General features: G+C 42.4%; 14 protein-coding genes. 3 read left to right on the forward strand and 11 right to left on the reverse strand.

Features of this window, described 5'->3' with window-relative positions; translation table 11 throughout:
• Positions 1-278: 278 nt before the first annotated feature.
• Positions 279-446, reverse strand: coding sequence for a nuclease A inhibitor family protein (locus AHMF7605_RS23850; protein WP_158267605.1), 168 nt, complete (start codon positions 444-446; stop codon positions 279-281).
• Between the two features lie 570 nt (positions 447-1,016).
• Complete coding sequence (locus AHMF7605_RS23855) at positions 1,017-1,265, reverse strand: hypothetical protein (RefSeq protein ID WP_106932483.1); 249 nt, start codon at positions 1,263-1,265, stop codon at positions 1,017-1,019.
• Between the two features lie 238 nt (positions 1,266-1,503).
• Here AHMF7605_RS23855 and AHMF7605_RS23860 point away from each other — a divergent pair, with 238 nt between their 5' ends.
• Positions 1,504-2,346 carry a glycoside hydrolase family 25 protein gene (locus AHMF7605_RS23860; RefSeq protein WP_158267606.1) on the forward strand — a complete coding sequence of 281 codons (843 nt, stop codon included), beginning with the start codon at positions 1,504-1,506 and terminating at the stop codon, positions 2,344-2,346.
• 29 nt (positions 2,347-2,375) lie between these two features.
• Here AHMF7605_RS23860 and kynU read toward each other — a convergent pair whose 3' ends face one another.
• Positions 2,376-3,656 carry a kynureninase gene (gene kynU, locus AHMF7605_RS23865; RefSeq protein WP_106932485.1) on the reverse strand — a complete coding sequence of 427 codons (1,281 nt, stop codon included), beginning with the start codon at positions 3,654-3,656 and terminating at the stop codon, positions 2,376-2,378.
• A gap of 577 nt (positions 3,657-4,233) precedes the next feature.
• On the opposite strand from kynU, the gene AHMF7605_RS23870 reads away from it, so the two are divergent.
• Both AHMF7605_RS23870 and AHMF7605_RS23875 read left to right on the forward strand, forming a co-directional pair.
• Entirely contained in the window at positions 4,234-5,436 is a 1,203-nt protein-coding gene (locus AHMF7605_RS23870; RefSeq protein ID WP_106932486.1) for a family 1 glycosylhydrolase, read from the forward strand.
• Between the two features lie 281 nt (positions 5,437-5,717).
• Positions 5,718-7,067, forward strand: coding sequence for an FAD-dependent oxidoreductase (locus AHMF7605_RS23875; protein WP_317046558.1), 1,350 nt, complete (start codon positions 5,718-5,720; stop codon positions 7,065-7,067).
• A 203-nt stretch (positions 7,068-7,270) separates the two neighbouring features.
• Here the strand turns inward: AHMF7605_RS23875 and AHMF7605_RS23880 are convergent, their stop codons facing one another.
• The 8 genes from AHMF7605_RS23880 to AHMF7605_RS23915 all read right to left on the reverse strand — a co-directional run bounded on the left by AHMF7605_RS23880 (position 7,271) and on the right by AHMF7605_RS23915 (position 22,107).
• On the reverse strand, positions 7,271-7,657 hold the full coding sequence (locus tag AHMF7605_RS23880; protein WP_146153661.1) for a VanZ family protein: 387 nt from the start codon (positions 7,655-7,657) through the stop codon (positions 7,271-7,273).
• Positions 7,658-7,702: 45 nt separating this feature from the next.
• Positions 7,703-8,083, reverse strand: a complete 381-nt coding sequence (gene gcvH, locus AHMF7605_RS23885; protein ID WP_106932489.1) for a glycine cleavage system protein GcvH — start codon at positions 8,081-8,083, stop codon at positions 7,703-7,705.
• A 143-nt stretch (positions 8,084-8,226) separates the two neighbouring features.
• On the reverse strand, positions 8,227-15,540 hold the full coding sequence (gene sov, locus AHMF7605_RS23890; protein WP_233219240.1) for a T9SS outer membrane translocon Sov/SprA: 7,314 nt from the start codon (positions 15,538-15,540) through the stop codon (positions 8,227-8,229).
• Between the two features lie 21 nt (positions 15,541-15,561).
• Entirely contained in the window at positions 15,562-16,152 is a 591-nt protein-coding gene (gene ruvA / locus AHMF7605_RS23895) for a Holliday junction branch migration protein RuvA (protein ID WP_106932490.1), read from the reverse strand.
• A gap of 171 nt (positions 16,153-16,323) precedes the next feature.
• Entirely contained in the window at positions 16,324-18,648 is a 2,325-nt protein-coding gene (locus tag AHMF7605_RS23900; RefSeq protein ID WP_199200302.1) for an NADP-dependent malic enzyme, read from the reverse strand.
• A 216-nt stretch (positions 18,649-18,864) separates the two neighbouring features.
• Positions 18,865-20,454, reverse strand: a complete 1,590-nt coding sequence (locus AHMF7605_RS23905) for a lytic transglycosylase domain-containing protein (RefSeq protein ID WP_106932491.1) — start codon at positions 20,452-20,454, stop codon at positions 18,865-18,867.
• Positions 20,455-20,461: 7 nt separating this feature from the next.
• A complete protein-coding gene (gene gatA, locus AHMF7605_RS23910; RefSeq protein WP_106932492.1) occupies positions 20,462-21,901 on the reverse strand; it encodes an Asp-tRNA(Asn)/Glu-tRNA(Gln) amidotransferase subunit GatA in 1,440 nt (479 codons plus the stop codon).
• Positions 21,898-22,107, reverse strand: coding sequence for a twin-arginine translocase TatA/TatE family subunit (locus tag AHMF7605_RS23915; RefSeq protein WP_106932493.1), 210 nt, complete (start codon positions 22,105-22,107; stop codon positions 21,898-21,900). The genes gatA and AHMF7605_RS23915 overlap by 4 nt, the downstream gene beginning before the upstream one ends.
• Between the last annotated feature and the right edge of the window lie 8 nt (positions 22,108-22,115).

Here is a 22,115-nt window from a genome sequence, read left to right on the forward strand (position 1 = left end):
TAGATAAAGCGGTAATTTTTCCGTATTTCAGTCAAAAAAATACGCATTAATCCAAAGTAATTTGAATATTACGATAAAACGCAAGTTTATTAAAGAAGGAGTAAAAGCAGGAAAAATACTAAATTTTAGTACTAAGCTTTTAAAGAAGAAAAAACAATCGGCTGCGTTTAAGGAGCCGATTGCCAGTGGCTAAATTAATTCCGTACCTATAAATGGGTAAAAATTTAAGTCACGACTTAGGGTTAAAGCATAAAGTGCACCCTGGCAGAAAGAAGGTATTAAACTACGGCAAGTTCCGTTTTTAAACCGGCAAAGTTACCTTCTTCCTCCTGCCCAATAACATACGTTTCTTCACTTAGTTGATGAATCTGATAAACCTGAATATTAACCGGAGATTGATGAAGAATAGTTAACAATTTAGTTAATGGAGGAAGATGGTTTCTCAAGAGCGGTAAATAAGATAGTTTGCGAATAATTCAGAAAGTTCTTGTTGTTCTATTTGAGTTTCTGGGCTATGTCCGGTCCAAGTCACTAGTTTGGTTAGTTGTAGGCGTTTCCGGTGGGAGTTGGATTAACAGGGTAAAATACCTTAAAGGGTTATGCCTCGTCCGGGCGAAGTATGAAGCCTGCGCTAGCCATTTTAAGCGTTTGAAGTATTTCTGTTATTTGGTTGGTATAGTGGCTAGAAGTGTATCAGATATATCATAAAAAATAGTCCCCGGTTAAGTAAATTGGGGACTATTTTTTAAACTTTTGCCACGTTCGGGGTACAATTAACTCCTCCTCTTAACATTAGTAGAGCAGATAGCCACTAGCAAATTACAGTTCCATTTTCCGGCTCGTACAGAACCACTTTAATTACAAATTCCGAGCAAACGCTAATTTAGTAATTAACAGCGTTCTACTGGCGCAATAATGCAACGAGTAGTCCTGAAATGTTCCATTTATCCGAACTACTACTTTTAATTTTTAAAGATTTAACCGTTATTAGCGATTAATAATCCGGGATCTGCCTTTTAACTAATACCTTTGTTGTTCAAATATTGCATGGCTTCGTTTTCCGAAATCAGCACGAAGGTATCGAGTACTTTATCGGAGGTACCGGTATTATACCCTTTGATATAGAAGCATTGATTTGCTTTGTACACCGCGAAGTTATGCGCTCCGTAAGGTGCACTTAAATTACGGGCGAACGGAAAAGCCCGGGATAAATCAAACCGTTTGCCACAATTAGTTTGAATGATGTTGTTTAGCTGTTGGTCCATACCGCAAGAATAATTAAAACGGATTAAGAGAAAATAATGCTATTATTTAGTTGTGTTAAGATACTATTATTTTTTTGGATAAAAAAAATATTCAAACATTTATATAGTTTTTAAATTAATTATTTCTATTTTTTTTAATTTCCTTAATAGAAGCCTATTCAAGGTAGATTTTTTTCATGACTTACAATTAAAAGTTAGCTTATTTTGGGTGTGATTAAGGTATATTTTATAGAAGCTGTTGGCAAAAAATAAATTCACCAAGGAACGTTCCGCAACCCGGCAACCACTTAAAAAAAGACGTTCGATTTACTGGCTGGTTTTATTGGTACTCGCCGCTATTGGCATTGGTTTGTATAAATATCCACCGCCGGCTCTAGTAAAATATGGGCGCCTGAAATCGCTGGAGCATTTGGCAAAAGAAGAGAAAATATATTATTACGGTTTACCCGGCGAGCCGGTAAACTGGCCCGCCGGCAAAGTGTTGCGGGGCGTAGATGTATCCAGGTACCAAACGCACGTTAAATGGTCGGAGGTTAAAAAAAGCCACATCGCCTTCGTATTTATTAAAGCAACGGAAGGCTTTTATGGCCGCGACCGTTTATATCAAAGACACTGGCAAAGAACGGAGAAGGTGGGTTTGATAAGAGGAGCTTACCATTTTTACCGCGCCAACCAGCCCGCCTGGTTACAAGCGCTTAACTTTATAACGCAGGTAGAAATAGCTTCCGGCAATTTGCCGCCCGTATTGGATGTGGAACAGGCGGGCTATGCCACTGACGAGGAATTACGGGAGCGGGTTAGTACCTGGCTACGCTGGGTAGAATGGCGCTACGGCGTAAAACCTATTATTTATACAAATTATAATTTTTATAAAGATTACTTCGAAGGCTTTTTTGAAGAGTACCCATTTTGGATTGCTCATTACAAGGTAGATAAATTAAAGCTTACCGATTATACCCGCAAACAAGTAAAGTTCTGGCAGCACACCGACCGGGGCGCCGTACCCGGAATCGAAGGCCGCGTAGATTGTAATGTGTTTTACGGCAGCAAAACGGCGCTGGAACAATTGTGCGTGGAATAAGAAATAGAGTACTTAAAACTTACGGGTACCTACTTATTTACCACCTCCCAGCTTTTTCGTAGTATTTCAGCAAAGCAAAAAACATCTTCGAACGAGTTATACAAGGGTGCCGGCGCTACCCGGATTACGTTGGGTTCGCGCCAGTCCAGGATAACGCCCGCGGCCGTTAAGTTCTCGAACAGAGCCCGTCCGTTTTGGTGAATAAGCAGCGATAGCTGGCAACCTCGTGCTGTTGGATCAGCAGGAGTAATAATTTGCAAACTGGTTTCGGGTAAGTGTAAATCTCTAATCAAGTATTCTAAGTAACCGGTGAGTTGTTCGCTTTTATGGCGCAAGGCGGGCATACCAGCTTCGTCGAAAATGTCTAATGCTGCTTTGTGCGCCGCCATCGTTAAAATGGCGCTGTTGCTTAGTTGCCAGCCGGCGGCACCCACCATAGGTAAAAAACCTTTTTTCATCTGAAAACGCTCTTCCTGGTTATGGCCCCACCAACCGGCAAAGCGCGGCAACTCCGGATTATTGGCGTGTTTCTCGTGCACGAAAGCAGCTCCAACGCCACCCGGCCCGGAATTTAAATATTTATACGTACACCATACCGCAAAATCAATTTCCCAATCGTGTAGCTGCAATACTACATTACCGGCTGCGTGGGCTAAATCAAAACCCACCCTAGCACCGGCCGCGTGCCCAGCTTTGGTGATAGCGGCTAAATCAAACACCTGACCCGTATAGTAGTTAACTCCCCCCAACAAAACTAAAGCCAGCGAATCGGCATTAGCGGCAATAACCGCTTCCATATCGGCGGTACGCAGGTTACATTCTCCGGGCCGCGGCTTTAATTCAATAATAGCTTCGTCCGGAGAATAGCCGTGAAATTTAACCTGGGTTTCCAGGGCGTATTGGTCGGATGGAAAGGCGCCAAATTCAGTTATAATGCGGTAACGCTGCGGCGTAGGCTGGTAAAAAGACACCAGCATTAAATGCAGGTTAGTCGTCAGGTTGTTCATAACTATTACTTCGCCGGGTTTTGCCCCCACTAGGCGAGCTTCTTTTTCGCTGAACAATTCGTGGTATTTAAACCAGGGATTTTGGCCGTGAAAGTGTCCTTCTACGCCTAAATTTTGCCAATCGAGCAACTCCTGTTCCAGCGCGGCGCGCACCGTTCTAGGCTGCAGACCTAAAGAATTACCGCACAAATAAATAGCATCTTTGCCATTTACCTGCGGAATATAAAACTGATCGCGAAAAGTTCGGAGGGTATCGTTCTGGTCGCAAGCGCGGGCAAAAACCAAGGAATTCTCGTAAGTCATATAACTAATTTTGATAATGCTATTATCGGTAAAGCCGAAAAATTTTATTCAGGAACAACCCTGTTGCTCATTTAAAAATACAGATTGAACTTGATGGTACTGCAAACCAAACAACGGAGTTCCTTGGGTTCTGGTTATTTTCGAAAAGTGTTTACAAGAAGTTACTTACTAACTTTGCCCAGAGACTTGCCAAGATTCTAAAAAGAAATTGTATGTCTTTTTTAAATCAATCTATTTAATTCTAGTTTTAAAATCGATGCAGCGTATAATTTATTGCGCTTACAGGCAAGTTTTTAGTAGTATTAATGGTAATTTTTACCTAATTCACCTTTTTATTCAGGTGAAACAACAAAGTACGGTAGCATGATTAATAATCCGGTTCAGGTTAGAAACTAAAAGATTATAAATTGTAATCTTTGTAGAAATAGCAACGTTTGCCCAACGCATCTGGTTTAACACTACAAATTATTTAAACATAATGCCGGAAATTGTAGTAAGGAGAATTTACAAATATTATCGGCCGGTACTTGCGTTATGGTTTTAAAATATAATTAAAATTACTTTATCGACATCCGCAATGAATCAATTCATGTTTGCTACCGGGATAGAAAACTCCTATCCGAATATTATTTTACCCGACGGAAAAGTTAAACGAGTAGACGAAATGGAAAAATCTTTCCACTATCAGTATTGGGAAGAAGATTTTCGATTAGTAAAGGAAACGGGCATCGATTACCTACGTTACGGTCCGCCGCTGTTTTCTACGCACGTGGGTCCGGGCCAATACCACTGGGATTTTACCGATGAAACCTTCCGGAAAATGGAAGAAATGAAGATTATTCCTTTGGTGGATTTGTGCCACTTTGGCGTACCCGATTGGTTAGGAAATTTTCAGAACCCCGATTTCCCGCATTACTTTGCGGAGTATGCCCGGGCTTTTGCTCAACGCTTTCCTAACTTACAGTATTACACTCCCATTAACGAAATATTTATTGCCGCTACTTTCTCGGCCCAATATGGTTGGTGGAACGAATGTTTATCCAGCGATCGGGCTTTTGTAACGGCCCTTAAAAATTTGTGCAAAGCCAATGTTATGGCCATGCACGAAATATTAAAAATACGCCCTGATGCCGTGTTTATTCAAAGCGAATCGTCGGAGTATTTTCACGCCGAAGATCCGAGTTGTACGCCACTGGCTAATTTTTTAAATCAGAAGCGGTTTTTGTCGCTGGATTTAACGTACGGGTATCCTATCCGGGCGGTGATGTACGAATACTTGCTCGATAACGGTATGACCCGCGAGGAATATCATTGGTTTTTGCAGAACCAGGTTAAAGCCCACTGCATTATGGGTAATGATTATTATTTTACCAACGAGCACATGGTACACCCTAATGGCAGCACCAGTGCCTCCGGCGAAATTTTTGGTTATTACGTTATCACCACGCAATATTACAGACGGTACCGGCTCCCAGTAATGCACACCGAAACCAACATGATCGAACCTAATTCGGTAAACTGGTTGCGGAAAGAATGGGCGAACGCCAAACGCTTACGGCGCGATGGTATTCCGTTAATGGGTTTTACCTGGTACAGCCTCATTGACCAGGTAGACTGGGATTCGGCGTTGCGGTTTGATGATGGCCGGATAAACGCACTGGGCTTATACGATATGAATCGCCAAATTCGCCCCGTGGGGGAAGCATACAAAGAACTTATTAAGCAATGGAAAGGGGTGATGGAAGAAGAGAAATTCGGTCTGCACTTCAATTATTATTAGTGTTTCGTTCATAGTCCGCAGACGATGGTCCAGGGCTATAAATTTTTTATAATTAAGCATAAATGAACATTCGTCAACTTACACTTGACTAACCAATAAGAAGTTTCAGGTTTTAAGTGGTAGGTTTTGCGCTTCAGCTTCTACGAATGATTCTTAGGCGATAAGCCAGAGACCGGATGCTTTTTTAAACGTATGACTTACCACCTAAAACGTATAACCTGCTGTTTACTTTACGTTTACTACTTTAGCCAACTAAACTATTTTTGGCAGTTACTTTTAATATGATGACAGAAAATAGGAGAATAACTATTATGGGAGCCGGCCTGGTCGGCTCCCTTTTGTCGTTATATCTAGCTAAAAAAGGATACCAGATAGATGTGTACGAACGGCGCAACGACCTGCGGCAAAATTACGTGGAGTTTGGCCGTTCTATAAATTTAGCCTTGAGCGACCGGGGATGGAAAGCCCTGGAAGGAGTAGGTATCGCCGACGAAATCCGGAAAGTAGCCATTCCTATGTATGGGCGCATGATGCACGATTTACAGGGTCAGTTATCTTACCAGCCTTACGGCAAAGAAAACCAGGCAATTTATTCCGTATCTCGCGGCGGGTTAAATGTAACGCTTATGGATCTGGTAGATCAGAATCCGAATATTCAATTGCATTTTAACCAACAATGCCTGCACGTAGATTTGGCCGCCAACGAACTAGAAATGCTTAATACGGCTACCCAGGAGCATTATACAATTAAAACGCCCCGGTTGTTTGGAGCCGATGGGGCGTATTCGATGGTGCGCTACGCCTTGCAAAAAACCGAACGTTACGAATATTCCCAAACGTACCTGGAATACGGCTACAAAGAACTTCGCATTGCGCCTGATCCGGATGGCGAATGGGCTTTAGAAAAAAATGCTTTGCATATCTGGCCGCGGGGTTCTTATATGATGATTGCTCTGCCTAATTTGGATGGTTCTTTTACCTGCACTTTGTTCTTCCCTTACGAAGGAGATGTGTCGTTTAATAGTTTGCAAACTGAAACAGATATACAAGATTTTTTCGGGAAAATATTTCCGGATGCCCTGCCATTGATGCCTGATTTGGTGGCGGATTTTTTTGAAAATCCAACGGGTTCGCTAGTAACAATTAAATGTTTTCCGTGGTCACTGCAAGATAAAGTAGTGTTGCTCGGCGATGCTGCGCACGCGATTGTGCCTTTTTACGGGCAAGGCATGAACGCCGGCTTCGAAGATTGCACGGTTTTAAACCAATTAATGGACGAACACGGCGACAACTGGCAAACTATATTCCGGACGTTTCAGGAAGTACGCAAGCCTAATACTGATGCCATGGCCGAACTGGCCATTCAGAATTTTATTGAAATGCGCGACTTGGTAGCCGACCCCCGTTTTCTGTTGCGGAAGAAAATAGAATCTAAGATAAATGCCCAGTTTCCCGAAAAATGGTTGCCGCTTTACACCATGGTTACGTACACCCACTTGCCGTATTCTTTAGCCCTGGAAACGGGAAAACGGCAAGATAAAATCATGAAAAAACTCATGAAACACATTAAGCAGGAAAGCGACTACGATAAACCAGAAGTGCAACAATTAGTACAGAGGTTATTAGTTTGAATTGTAAATTTTCGTGGATTATTGTTTTAACTTTTATTAAAGAATTTTGAGATTAGGAGATTTGCCATTTCCCGAATTTATTTAAACGATTAACTGCACATAACGATTTCGTTATCATTAGCTGAAAACTTGTAGAGCTAAAAAGCCCCAGCCTTGAATAAGGAGAGGTGGGAATAATTAATTTTCTGCGGCTTTCCGACGCTTTAACTTGCTCGTCGGTACCGCTTTACCAGGAAAAAGAACATAATACCTAATAAAGCGCCAGTAGTATTGAAAACAATATCGACAATATCTGGTTGCCGGCCTAAGCGCATGAATCCTTGTAGTAGCTCAATGAGCGCTCCGTAACTTATAGCCAGTAGTAAAGTAAACAGAATGCTATTTTTACGTAGCCCAGAACCTGCGGATGATTTAGCAAAGCCATCTAGAACTAAGAAGGCCCAAACCATAAATACAAATAAATGCGCCAGCGAATTAATACTAATGATGTTCCAGTCGGGCACTTTTGGCAATGCCTGGGGAGGTAACAGCGTTAAAATTAAAATTAACGCTGCCCAACCCAATGCTGGTAGATAAGATTTCAGATACACAAAAGTTTGATTGGTAAAAATACCGGAACCACTTTTTACATTTATTTATGCGCCTACTAATTCAGCGTAGGCTTCGGCCGTTAACAATTCTTCAATTTCACTGGCATTATCTACCGATAGTTTAATCATCCAACCATTTCCGTATGGATCTGAATTTACGGTTTCCGGGTTAGAATCCAGTTTCGGATTAACCTCTAAAACAGTACCGGTAAGTGGACTGAATAAATCCGAAACGGTTTTTACCGCTTCTACCGTCCCGAAAACTTCTTCTTTACTTACTTGTTTTTCAAGCGTATCAATATCTACGTACACAATATCTCCCAACTCGCTTTGCGCGAAATCAGTGATGCCGACGTAGGCTACCTCGCCTTCTATTCGTATCCATTCATGATCTTTGGTATAACGTAGTTCCTGCGGTAAATTCATAGTTGTTTCAATATTAGGTGGTTATTTCAATTACGGCTTCCGTATTATGGGTGTCAGAGCAAATATAATAAGAAAAAAAGCTTACTTGTCTAACTAAATAATAAGGTCTACCATAATACCGACATTTTTAACAAAGGTTTTATTTATTGCGATAAGCTGTAACGTAATTGAATACCTCCTTCGGATACCGTATTCTTGAAGGAACTCGATATTTTAGGCTCCGATACTACCCGGGTGAAGTAAAACTGAATATTTAACTTTTGGTTTACCGTATAATCAATAGTAGGTTTAATCTGAATTTGCTTGGTGCCGTTCGTTGGGACATTATCACTTCGCTGATTGAGAATCGTGCCCGGACCAGTAGTAGTACTATCGCTAATGATAGACCGCTGAATGGTAATATTATCGCGCAGGGTAAAATCAAAGCGGGCATTTAACTCGTTTTTGAGCACAATTTTTTGGCCGTTAATTTTAAAAGGTACCCGGAAATTAGTAGTAGCATACCCTAAACCTATTACGTAATCTTTAATGCCCACTTCGGTTACCTGCGCGTTGGTCATGTTCAACGCTAGATTGCGTTCGGTGCGGTATTCCACGCGGCCAATTACGTTTTTCTGCGTTTTAAAGTTAATGCCAAGCAATGGCGTTAAACGTTCCATAATAGTTAATTGGCTGATAACATAGTAAGGAATAAACTCATTTTTAGCGTTGATCTGACTCGAGAAACCTGTTGCTGGCTCGGCTTGATATTGCAGCGAAGTAGAAAAACTATTGATGCTATATACCGAGCTATACGCGTGAGACAGCGAGAAAGAGCTAAAATATTGCTTAATAAAGGGGAGTTCTGCCAATCCGTTATAATCTACCCGCCAGTTAGGCAGGGGTATACTTTTAAATAAATTAGTCGATTTTTCGGCCTTTTTAGTAGGGTCATACGAGCCAATATCTTTTCCCAGATACGCATACATGAAAGCCGGAATTAATACATCCTGCGAATTGAAATTATAAACTCCACGTTTATCTGGATTGGCAGACGCTAATTTTTCCGCAATATCCTGCCGATTTGCAATAAAAGTATCGAAAGCTTGCGAACGATTGCCCCGGTTACCTTCGAACATTGTCCTCAGGGAAATAATAGACGTACTAAAGGAGCCGGTATGCAGCGGGCTTTGCAGCGAATCAATGTTATTAATTGGCTCATTGGTTCCTTCATCTACGGTTAACCGGTAAAAAGCTTCTTCAATATCAGAGCGTTCGCGCCGGGCTTCTACCTGAATGTTAAAGTTCTTAAATGGCACCACATTCGTACGGGCTGAGAAATTCTCGGTACGTAAACCACTAAAAGGAGTATTTAACAAATGGCTGTTGTTAGTATACCAATCGTTCCTGTCGACCATGTCGTATAAATCCCTTAATGGGAACTGTTTACCCAAAATAAATGGTAAACCAGGCGCATTAAATTCTTCGTCGAAACCAAGGAACTTAGATTTTGGCAAATAGCCTGGTATTAAGTTGCCCCGCGTTAGTTGGTAAGTAAAGTTGATGGATTGCACCGCCATCAACACTTTTAAAGTAGCTTTAAGAGCTTTTAACTCTGGCTTTTTCTCGGTAGTATCTTTAGCAGCCGGCGCGCCGGGTATAGTGGGTTGAGGCGGTCGAGCCCCGGCAGCGGCCGTAGCCGGCGCTTCATTTATAGCTTTTAAAAATTTAACTTTATTGTACAGGCGCATTAAATCTACTTTACCCGTTACACTCGCATCGCTGTTGTTCTGAATAGTATTACCTAAACCAAGCGAGTCGCTTATTAATACGGTAGAACCGGAAGTCCAGGTGTAACCGGCGGCGTAGCGGGCATCGGCGCTCACCCAATCCGTTAACGGGAATTTATCGAGCGGCAAGCGATAAGTAACGGCAGCAGATTGATCAAAATTGGTGGTCCGGCCGCCTTTATACAAGTTCTTCCAAATAACATCACTTCTCTCCCGGACGAGTGGATCTTCGTTGTTACCATCAATCTGACCGCGAGGTTCATCTACTACCGAGCGATTGGTGGCAGTATAATCAAAAGATAAGCTTTTAGTTAAATCCCATTTTAAATCATAAACCCGGTTGAAGAAAAAGGTTTTTTGGAAAGTAGCATATTTTGGATCTAAAGGAACAGGAGGTGCGTTTGGATCGGTGCGCCGTTGCAAGAATAATTCGTTATAGCGGCGGTCTAAATCGGCCCGGAAAGATACCCTACTCGGCAGGGGAGTAAAATTAAACTCCTGCAATAATTTCAAATACGGCGATTTAAAAGCCGCTACTTTACTTAAAGGAGTGAAGTTTTTAGGAGTGCCGTTAAAAGTATAAGCAAAGCCGCCCGTATACGTTTTGGTCATATCCCGCTTGGTAAAAATATCCGTGTGCAGTAATTCGCTGTAAGCATACGATAAAGACAAATTCTCAATATCGTAGGGGTGCGACTTGGCATCCGGGTCAGTTTTCTCTTTCCGGACGTTGAGTAAATTAAAGCTTTTGGTAGTAGTTTGATTCACTACTTTCTTCCGGTATTCTCGTCGGGCTTCATCGCTCGCAAATTTTTTCAAAGATTGTTCGAGGGGCGTATCCGGATCTAAAGGGTCGTAACGAGGTTCCTGGGTAGTTTTACCGTATTGCACTGATACCGGTATGCGAATACCCAATCGTTCGGGTAAAAACTTGTCGGCGGTAATATTAGCATTTACATCAAATTGGGCCGTATTGGAACGGGCTCGCTGGGCAATTTTTTCTTGCAAAGCGCCAAAACCTACGGTAGTGTAAGAACCCGTGGCAGAAATATTTGCTAAATCCGCGAGTTTTACGTTGGCCCGCGCGTTAGCGGCCCAACCCGCTTTTTTATCAAAATCAGCTACGCGTAATTCATCGGCCCAAACGCAGAAAGATTTATCGGCCCGGTCCGCTGATTTGGGATTCAAAACCCCCAACATAATACCTTGCACCGAACTAAAATCCGGGTTACCCATTACAACAATGCGCCGGCCATCAGATAAATTTACCGGGTATGGTACTAATAAACTAGCTTGAGCCTGGTTCCGGGCAGCTTTCGCATTGATAAAATCCTGGAAAGCCACGTCAATCATGTTTTCTACTTTCCAGATTTCCTGCTCCGTTGTTTCTCCGTTCCGGGTTATTTTTAACGGTAAAGAGTATTCGTAATAGTTTTGGGTATAATCGGTACCAATCCGGATAAAGGCCCGTACTTCGTCGTCGCGGGTACTGCCGTTCAGGCTTTGCGCATGGATAAATAATTTCAAACGCTTATAGATAAGCATATCCATGGTTACGTTTTTGTAAACTGCTTTTCCGAACGAGTCTTTTAAATCATCCACGCAAATTTGCAGAGATTGCTCGTTTTGCCGGCGGGTAGTAACCGATGAATTATCGAACTGCCGGTAAATGCCCGGTGGAATCACGTATTTAATGTTGCCTGGGTCTGCCTCCCCATTTTCTTCCAGGTTCACCGTTGATACCGTAAAATTCTCCACGTCCGTATCACAATTTCCGGTACAGGGTGCCCCACCATCGGATACTGAACCCAGGTATTTACGCCATTGGTTAGATACAAACTGCATTTGAATGGTACGCAATACCACCGGATCCTGGAACTTAGTCAAGTACATGCGTAGGAACCGGATAGATTTAAAGCCTTGAATATTGTTTACTTTACCCGTTGGCTGCCGGATCGGTATCCGGAATAAATACCAATTAATAGAATCACCCTCTTTCGGAGAAGTCACTCTATCCACAATATAATTCTGACCAACGGCTAGTTTGCCCGGGCGTAAATCAATTTTATATTCGTAGTAACTTTCTACATCCGAAATAATGTTGTCTTTATTTAAATCTTCTTTATCCGGGTAAGCGTAAGCCGCTTCTACACTGTTCTCGGCGGAATTATTTTCCATCCCGTTAAAGTATTTGTAGCGGCCTAATACCTTAACATTCCGGTTATCATAATCCTGATTTAAGTGGTGCCGGAAATCATCTTTGGAGGGGTCAGGTAATTGCTGGTAAACGCCGGTAAAGAATTGCTTTTCTTCGGAATCATTCAAACCTTCTATCCCGATATCCTGGAACTGCCGGCTACCGGAAGTATTATCAAAAGCATCGGTTAAAAATGGACGACGGGTTACCATACCCCAGGGAGTACGATCGGTATCTGTTTTAGGAGTAGTACTAATATTACCATTAGAAGCTTCCGTGGGCAAGCCATTCTCGAACTCGTAACGGTTTTGGTCTTTTAATAAATCTTCGGAAATGTTACCTAAGTTAAAAACCAACTCACCACCGGTAGTATTCGGTTTATCATTGGCTTCGCCATTTGGGCCATCCTGATCAGCAATATTGGCTAATTCAGTATTTGGATTGGTAACTTTTAAGAACGGATCCATCATCCAGAATTCCAGGTATTCGATATTAGCGTTATCAAAATCGGTATCGAAGGTTATTTCCCGACTAATACCCGCCCAATTATCGACTGGATTTGCTCTGTTAGGTAAGAATTTGCCGTCCGCGCTTACGTTTTGGTTGTAATTATACTGTCCGCGTTCCGCCGGATAATAAGCGAGATCAAATGGATATTCATAGTTGTTTACCGCATCTAAATCCCGGTTTGGAAAAATTTCTTTCCGATTAATACCCCTTACATAGTGATTTCGTAAATCGGCATCGCCGATATTATTAGGATGCTGGTTACCGTTGCGGTAGTACACTCCCTGGTCGATGGTGTACCAAGCTAAATGGGCGCGGTTGTCGGCGTAGGCTAAACCGGTTCGGCCGCCAATAAGAGGTGTGGGAGTAGCAGCCAGTCGCCAGTTATTGGTATTGGTGCTGCTGGAAAGAGAATAGGACGACTCCGCCCCTTCAAAATCATCGATATAAGAAACTCCATCTTCTCCCTTTAATTTGGACTTAGCCGGTAGCAATTGCGCAAACTCAGCGTTAAAAGCTATTGCCGAAGGTTCTTTGGTTTGAATAAAAGGTAATTTATCTGTTAGGGTGGTTAAAAGCCGGGATTCTTTTTTCAGGTTGATATCTAAACCGTAAATGGTATTGTTACTTGGCTCATCCCCAAGGCTCACGCGGTTATTGTTGTAGGGAGTTTCGCCGAGATGCAATAAAGTAGCGCCAATGCCAATATCGCGGTTTAAGGTATAATCGAAGCGAGCGCCCACCATAGCGCGCGGCTGCGGGTTAATAATTTCCGCTTTTTCAAATTCTACTGCCAGGTTACTCGCCGAATTCAAATAACTCGGGTTTAAAATTTTAACGCGGCCTAGAGCATAATCCACCCGGTAATCTACGCCTTCGGTGAGTAAATTGCCGCCAGATCGTACGCGGACCGAACCTTCCGCAACCTGAATACCCGGCAGGGCAATTTCGTCGGTCGCGCTCGCTTGATAACGACCTTTTAAGAAAAACTTAGCTTTATTCGTAATTTGCTGCGCATCGCTTTGCGTTTGATCGTAGAGTTCCTGATAAACGTATTTCTGTACCAGGTTTTCTTCGCCGGCCGTAAATTTACTTTGCAGATAAGAACCAAACGGCTCTACCTCGGGGAAGAAAATTCGTCCATTTTCCGGATCAATCGTTAGCCCGGTTAAAAAGTCGAAGTTACCGTCCGGCGGCGCGTCGTTGTTGGTATTTACTTTATCCAGGTTAAATACTTCTATCAGCGGTACGTTCTGAATGTTTCTGCCTTCTTTTAAACTGGTAATATCTACCCCGGTTTCATCATCTTTGTAGATAATACTCATTTGAAATCCTTCGCGGGTAATCTGGTTGGCGTTGAGCGAATAAACGTTCTTCATCATCAGATCCCAGGTAGGAAAAGTCAGGGCTGGATTCGTAGACTTAAGCATTTTCAGGAATATTGCCTCGTTGTCGTTCACGTTTTGGTAATCGTCCTGTAGTTCACCCACGCGGTACACGCGGCCATTTAAAGTATATTCGTAAGCTACTCCCAGCACCTGCTCGGGTAACATCTGAATATTAAGAGAAATGTAACCTAACTCCGGATTAAATTTATATTCTTTCGGATCGAGGCGGCGGGCCCGTACGTGTTCAAAGTCAACGGTTTTCTGAAGCTTCAGGACTGCACCCTGCAAAGTTTCATCTACGGTATTATTATTTCGGTTACCATTTATCCGGCTGTATAAGTTATTAGCATCATTACTGGCTGGAGCGGTAAGTGCGGTACCAGGTTTAAAAATCAACTCGTCCCGTAAAGTTTTGGTAGTGTCGGCCTCGGCCAAATCCATTAGGGTAACTACGTTGCGCAAATTTTCGGTGGACCGGTTATCGTTGGTTATGTATACTTCCAGACGACGGATGGTAATACCGGATTTAAGCTGGGGCAAGTCGCGTAAAGAACGATCGTAGCGGTCGCGAAAGAATTGGGAAAGAAAATAATGCCGGTCGCGCTCGTACTGATCGACTTTAATTTCGAAGGGTCGGTTCTGGGCACCATTCTGAATATTTATCTGATCGGTACGCCCCCGCACGTTCGACATAACCGTAGTTACCCCCAAACGGCCGAATTGTAATTGCGCTTTTACGCCGAATAAATTTTGGGCGCCGCTTATCAGACTATTATTTAAGGGCAAGCTTACGTTACCCGCTTCAATTTTGCGGATAATTTCTTCTTCGAAACCCGTATAATCCATTTTGATGTTGTTCTCAAACTCAAAATTGGCTTTGGTATCCCAGTTGAAATTAAGTTTAAGTTTTTCCCCAATCCGGCCGGTAACGTTTATGGCTAAATTCTGATCAAATTCAAAATCACCGGTTCGCTGCCGCCGTAAGGGTAAGGATTGATTAAAATTACGGCTAAACCGAGCTCCGAATTTAAGACCCGCGTTACCATTTGTTTGAATATCGACAAAATCACCCCCAAAAATGCGGTTGAATAAGGGGCTTACGACGGGTATTTTAGGGCTTAATAAAGAACGGCCCGACGCTTTTTCGCCGGTAACGCCTCCTTCGGCTTTACTGCGCCAGTAATTACGTATAGCTTGCTGCTGTTGATATTTGGTATATTCCTCATACGTCATGAGGGTAGGATTTCGGAAATTTAAGTCGCCTACTTTTTCCTTAATTTCAAAATAACGCAGGCTATCATCCAGGTCTACGTTTAGGTTAACATTGTCCGGATTTTTAAGTAATAAAGGCGAACGGGAAGTACGGTTAGAAAATGGATCACCCACCCGATCTTTCGGTCGGAAATCAGGGCGGCGTGATTTACGATACCTTTCGCTTGTGGTAGTATCGGTAATGATGGTATCAGCTACTAATTGCCGGAGTAGATTCAAGTTGAAAGAAGAATTTCCGGCTACTGTTCCAGCTTCCGAAAGCCAACCGAATAGGGTAACAACCGCAACGGACGCAATTATTACGTGGTGTTTACTTTTATTCAAGCGGAATGTAAAATTTTAACTTCAGGAAGATTTTAATGCTAATTTGATATATTCCTCCACCGTTAGGTGGCTGCCTTCGCGCTTAATAATGGCATCCAGCGTTTTTTCGGCAACGGTTCGGGCAAAACCTAAGGTAATCAAAGCAGATAACGCCTCATTTTGATTCGTATTGTGTGGCGCCGCTGAAACGTTTGCCTGATCTATTAGTACATCTTTTTTTAATTTATCTTTTAATTCCAGAATGAGCCGCTGGGCTGTTTTTGCGCCAATTCCTTTGATTCTTTGAATTGTTCTAACGTCTTCGCGTACAATGGCTTGCTGAATTTCGGGTACACTTAACGAAGATAAAATCATAAGACCTGTATTAGGTCCCACGCCGGAAATAGAGATAAGATGCAAAAAAATATTTTTTTCAGCCAATTCGCTAAAACCATACAAGGTATGGGCATCTTCTTTGATATGCAAAAAAGTAAATAACTTACAGCGTTCGCCTTCGGCTAAGCCAGCATAGGTATTTAAAGAAATTTTAATTTGATAACCAATTCCGCCCACTTCAATTATCACGTAAGTGGGGTCTTTATAAGTCAGTTTGCCGTCGATGTATGCAATCATAAAAGAAAAATTAGCCCTCAGCAACAATTATGCGAGGTTATTACAAAAACTACGTGCTTACGAGCCAGAATTTACGTATTTATTCTAAAGTAAAAAATGCAGATAAGTAAATAGTTTGGTGAAAAGTGGAAAGCAAAAGTTGCGTTATTCGCTAATAACCAGTTCGTTACTTTAAACTAAGGAGCCAATTTTACCCGCTATAGCCTCAGGCAAAGAAGCTTTTTGGTTACTGCGGCTTTCGTGATTTTGCGCATCTACTACGGCAATAGCAATCATATTTACAATGTCACGGGTAGAAGAACCAAGCTGCAAAATATGTACGGGCTTATGCATACCCATTAAAATCGGACCTATCGTTTCGGCTTCGCCAATTTCCTGGAGTAGTTTATAAGCAATATTACCCGAAGTTAAATCCGGAAAAATTAAGGTATTTGCACCTTTTTCAGCCAGATCACTGAACGGATAATGTTCTTGTAGTAAATTTTTATTTACAGCCGTGTTGGCCTGCATTTCCCCGTCTATAAGTAAGCTAGGATAGCGCTCTTTTGCCAACTTGGTAGCTAATATAGTTTTGTTCGGTACATCGCCGCGGTTAGAGCCAAAATTGGAGTAGGATAGTATGGCCATCCTAGGTTCCACGTCGAAAAAACGCACTGCCCTAGCGGTTAAGCCAATAATATCTACCATTTCTTCGGCCGTTGGATTAATATTTACCGTAGTATCGGCTAAAAAATATGGTTCTTTTTTGTTTTGGATAATGTACATACCCGCTACCCGGTTCACGTTTTCTTCTACGCCAATAATTTGCAGTGCCGGCAAAATGGTTTGAGAATAATCTTTGGTTAATCCGGAAATTAAGGCATCGGCTTCGTTGGTTTCTACCATTAAAGCGCCAAAGTAAGTACGACCTTTGACTAATTTCCGGGCATCAAACAAGGTAATGCCTTTGCGCTTGCGTTTCTCGTAGAAAACTCGCGCAAATTTCTCCCGTTTTTTGGCTTCTTTAGACGGATCAATAATAATAGCGCCTTCTAAATCCAAAGCATTTTCGGTAATTAATGCTTCAATTCTTTTTTGGTTACCTAATAATATAGGCTGCGCAATTTTTTGGTCCAGTACAATCTGGGCGGCTTTTAAAATTTTATAATGGTCCGCTTCGGCAAATACAATACGTTTGGGGTTGGTTTTAGCTTGATTAATAATGCGGGTCATCAACTTTTGATTAATGCCAATGCGCTCCTGTAACTCCTGATCGTATTTTACCCAATCGTGAATCGGATGTTTAGCCACGCCAGAGTCCATAGCCGCTTTGGCTACCGCTGGCGAAACAGTGGTAATTAAGCGCGGATCTAATGGCTTCGGAATTAAGTAATCGCGGCCGAAAGCAATAGCTTTATCGGCGTAAGCTTTATTAATTATTTCGGGCACCGGTTCTTTCGCTAATTCCGATAAGGCACGTACGGCCGCTAATTTCATTGCTTCGTTTATTTCTGTAGCCCGTACATCGAGGGCTCCTCTGAAAATGTAAGGAAACCCCAGCACATTATTTACCTGGTTCGGATGGTCCGAACGACCAGTAGCCATAATTAAATCGCTTCGTACGGCCATAGCCGTTTCGTAGGGAATTTCCGGGTCAGGATTGGCTAAGGCAAAAATAATAGGGTTCTTCGCCATTAATTTTACGTACTCCGGCGGCAGCACATTCCCCGCCGAAAGGCCAATAAATACGTCTGCTCCGGTCATAGCTTCGGCTAAAGTGGTAATTTTACGGGTAGTAACAAACTGCGCGCGGTAAATATCTAAATCGTTCCGTTCCGGATTGATAATACCGTCTTTGTCAAACATGACGATATTATCAATTTTTGCACCTAAGGCCAGGTATAATTTAGCGCAGGCAATAGCCGCGGCACCCGCCCCGTTCATTACAATTTTGATTTTCTGTATTTTTTTGCCTACCAGTTCCAGGGCGTTTAGCAAAGCGGCGCTGGAAATAATAGCCGTGCCGTGCTGGTCGTCGTGCATAACCGGAATTTTCATTTGCTCTTTTAAAGCCACCTCAATTTTAAAACTTTCCGGGGCTTTAATATCTTCTAAGTTAATGCCACCAAAAGTGGGTTCCAGGGAACGCACAATCCGAATAAACTCATCCGGGTCGGTGCAATCTATTTCAATATCAAAAACGTCGATACCCGCAAATTTCTTAAATAATACTCCTTTGCCTTCCATTACGGGTTTAGAAGCTTCCGGGCCAATATTGCCAAGACCTAATACAGCTGTTCCATTGGTGATAACGCCCACTAAGTTGCCTTTAGAAGTATACTTATAAGCGTCTTCTTTATTAAGAGCAATTTCCTTACATGGCTCTGCTACCCCCGGCGAATAGGCCAAAGCTAAATCTATTTGGGAGGAAAGCATTTTGGTAGGTACCACCTCTATTTTTCCTGGTTGACCCATTTGGTGGTAATTCAGCGCGTCTTGTTTATTTATTTTAATCATAACAGAAAAATTTTAACCGAGTCTGGTAGATAACGAAACAAGCAGACTTTTGTATTTAAGTAAAATTAAGCAAAAGCAGGCGTTTAAACTATTTACTTTAAATAGTTATGCGTTAACCAGAATGGATTTAGATTTTTGCGTTAAATAGTTGGTTGTAAACAAAAATATCAGGTCACGCGGCCTGATATTTTTGTTTACAATAAAGCCTGCTTAAGATTAACTTATTACCAGTTTCATGCCTGGTTTTAAGCTATTTGTCTTAAGACGGTTTAGTTTTTTAATTTTCTCTACCGGTATATCGTTATAGCGGCGGGAGATGCTCCATAAAGTATCGTTCGGTTGTACGGTATGCACCAATTTTACCCGTGATAAAGATTTTTTATTATTCGCAGTCTTACGGGCAGATGCTGTTTTTACCGGTACTTTAACTTCGTGGGCTTCTGCTACGTTTGTTTGGTTAGAAGAATTACTCGCTAATAAATGGTCTTGAGCAGCAGAGGTAAATAGTATTAATTTTTGCCGGGCTAACAACTTCTGTTTCGGGCTAAGATTATTCCAGGTACGCAGCTGTTCTACGGATATGTTATGGCGGTTGGCAATGCGCGTTAAATTATCACCGGCAGCTACAATATACTCCTTTTTCTGCCAAACAGAATCAGTTGCCGCTGAATCCGGGAGAGTAGTTGCCAAAGGGGCTATTGGAGTAACAACTTTTTTAGCAATCAGAATATTTTGGTAAGAGGGCGGTACAAGGTCCGGCAATTTGCAGGAATCCAGAATTAAAGTGCGATTTGCAGCCAGTAGGGTTTTGTGAGTAGCAGGTACTTTTAAAGGGTAATTACGAACATTTACCGGCAAAATAGCTTTTTTAACTTCCGGGTTTAATTTAGGTAACTCTTCTGCGTCTAAACTAAGTTGCTGGGATAACTTCTTTAAATCCAGCGATTGATTGATTAAAATGGTATCCGTAGCCGTGGCGTATAGTAAAGTGTCCGGCTGTATTTCATGATCCACGGCGTGGTTCATGGTGTAAATGATGGCCGTTAAAGAAGGTACGTAGCCCCGCGTTTCTTTCGGTAAAAACGGGAAAATAGCCCAAAAATCAGCTTGACCGCCCGCCCGTTTAATGGCTTTACGAACGTTGCCCGGGCCACAATTATAAGCGGCTAAAGCAAGTTCCCAGTTACCGCCAAACATGCGGTGCAGGTTACGTAAATACCGGCAAGCCGCATCCGTAGCTTTTTCCGGGTCCATGCGTTCATCGATATACGTATCTATTTTTAACTTATAATCAGAGGCAGCGGAGGGAATAAATTGCCACAAACCTACGGCAGCCGCATGGGAAACCGCCCTAGGTATCAATGCAGATTCTACTACCGCTAAATATTTAAGTTCATTCGGAAGGTTATACTTGGCCAGATATTGCTCAAACAAAGGGAAGTAAATATTCTCGCGGGATAATACCCGGCGAGAATACTTCCGGTTCCGAATGGTAAAATAATCAACAAAGCCCCGCACGTAGGGATTAAAATGCAATGGAATTTCTTTCTGCAAACAGCTAAGCCGATCCATGATAAGATCGTTTGTAACCATAGGAACAGAATCCGGTAAGGCTAAGCCTAAAATTTCTTCCAGGTGAGTAGTATCAGCTAAATGAACCGTGTCCGTTAAGGCCGTCGGGTACAGAGTGTCCGCAAGAACGACTTCTTTCTTCTTTGTATTTAAAAAAAAACCGGCCTTACTTTCAAGGGATAGGAGCAGGCCGGATAATAAAAATAAAAGAGTAAGGAGTCTTATCTGCATCATATACGAGCTAAGCAGTGGTTATTTTCTCAGTAACTGATTTAGAAAAAGCCAAGAGCTTGGTTTCGGCGAAAGATTTAGTTAAAATTTGCATCCCAATCGGTAAAGCGTTTTTATCGGTACCCACCGGAACCGAAATAGCGGGCACTCCTGCCAGAGATGCTTGTACCGTAAATATATCCGCTAGGTAAATAGCCAACGGGTCGATGGGATTACCGCCAATAGGAAAAGCTGTAGTAGGCGTAGTGGGCATAATCAGAAAATCGAACTGCGTTAAAAGCTCTTCCGTTTTTTCCTTAATTATTCTTCTAACTTTTTGCGCTTTGGTGTAGTAAGCATCGTAATAATCCGCACTTAAAACAAAAGTGCCCAGCATAATTCGTTTTTGTACTTCGTGACCAAAGCCTTCGGCTCGCGATTTCTTGTACATAGAAAGTAAGTCGGTGGCACTAGAACTACGATAGCCATACTTCACCCCGTCAAAGCGCGATAAATTAGAACTGGCCTCGGCGGTGGTTAATATGTAATAAGTAGGTACAATGTAATCTAAATAATGAAAATCTACGGATTCTACCGTATGACCTTCCTCGCGTAAATTCTGAAGAGTGGCCTGTATGGTTTCCCGAATTTCCGGATCTAGACCTTCACTTTCTAAAGTATCGCTAATGTAGCCAATCCGGTATTTGGGGTCACCTTCCGGTTCCAGCAGCTGGCTGTAAGCAGGTACTTCCCGGCGGCTAACAGTACTATCGTAATCATCTGGCCCGGCCATTATCTCGAGCAGTAAAGCGGCATCATCTACGCTGCGGGTAATCGGGCCGATTTGGTCGAAAGAAGAAGCATAAGCCGTTAAACCGTAGCGCGAAATACGGGAATAAGTAGGCTTTAAACCAATTACCCCACAAAAAGCGGCCGGCTGCCGCACCGAACCACCGGTATCGGAACCAATAGAAGCTAAGCATAGATCTGCTTGTACTGCTACGGCTGAACCGCCCGATGACCCACCCGAAACGCGAGTTGGATCAATTTCATTTAATACCGGACCGAAAGCAGAGGTTTCGTTGGAGGCCCCCATGGCAAATTCGTCGCAGTTTTGGCGACCAATTACAATAGCATCCTCGTCCAGCAGGCGTTGTACCGCAGTAGCCGTAAATAAAGATTTAAAGCCGGTTAAAATTTTACTGGAAGATTGCAGAGGATGATCTTTATAGGCCAGTACATCTTTTAAACCGAGTACCATACCCGCTAAGCGGCCTGCTGTGTTGTTAGCTAGTTTTTGGTCTATTTCTTCAGCTTTAGCCAGCGCTTCATCCGGGTAAACTTCCAAGAATGCGTTTAAATGTTTTTTACGCTCAATATTATCTAAATAGTAATGCACCAGGTCGCGACAAGTAACACTGCCATTTGCTAGATCCTGGTGCACTTCCAATAAGTTATTGTATCGCTTCAAACTAATGGGGGTTCGTTTGGATTTTTTACTTCTTTTTCTGAATGGGTTGTTTTTCCTTTCGTAGCATCTTTAAACTCACGAATTCCTTTGCCTAAACCACGGCCAATGCCCGGAATCCGACTGGCGCCAAAAAACAGTAATAATACAGCGATAATCAGAATTACCTCTGTTACTCCCAAAAAGGCGAATAGGGTATATGCAAACACCAGATACC

This window comes from Adhaeribacter arboris, from assembly GCF_003023845.1.
In the GTDB taxonomy this organism is placed as follows: Bacteria; Bacteroidota; Bacteroidia; order Cytophagales; family Hymenobacteraceae; genus Adhaeribacter; species Adhaeribacter arboris.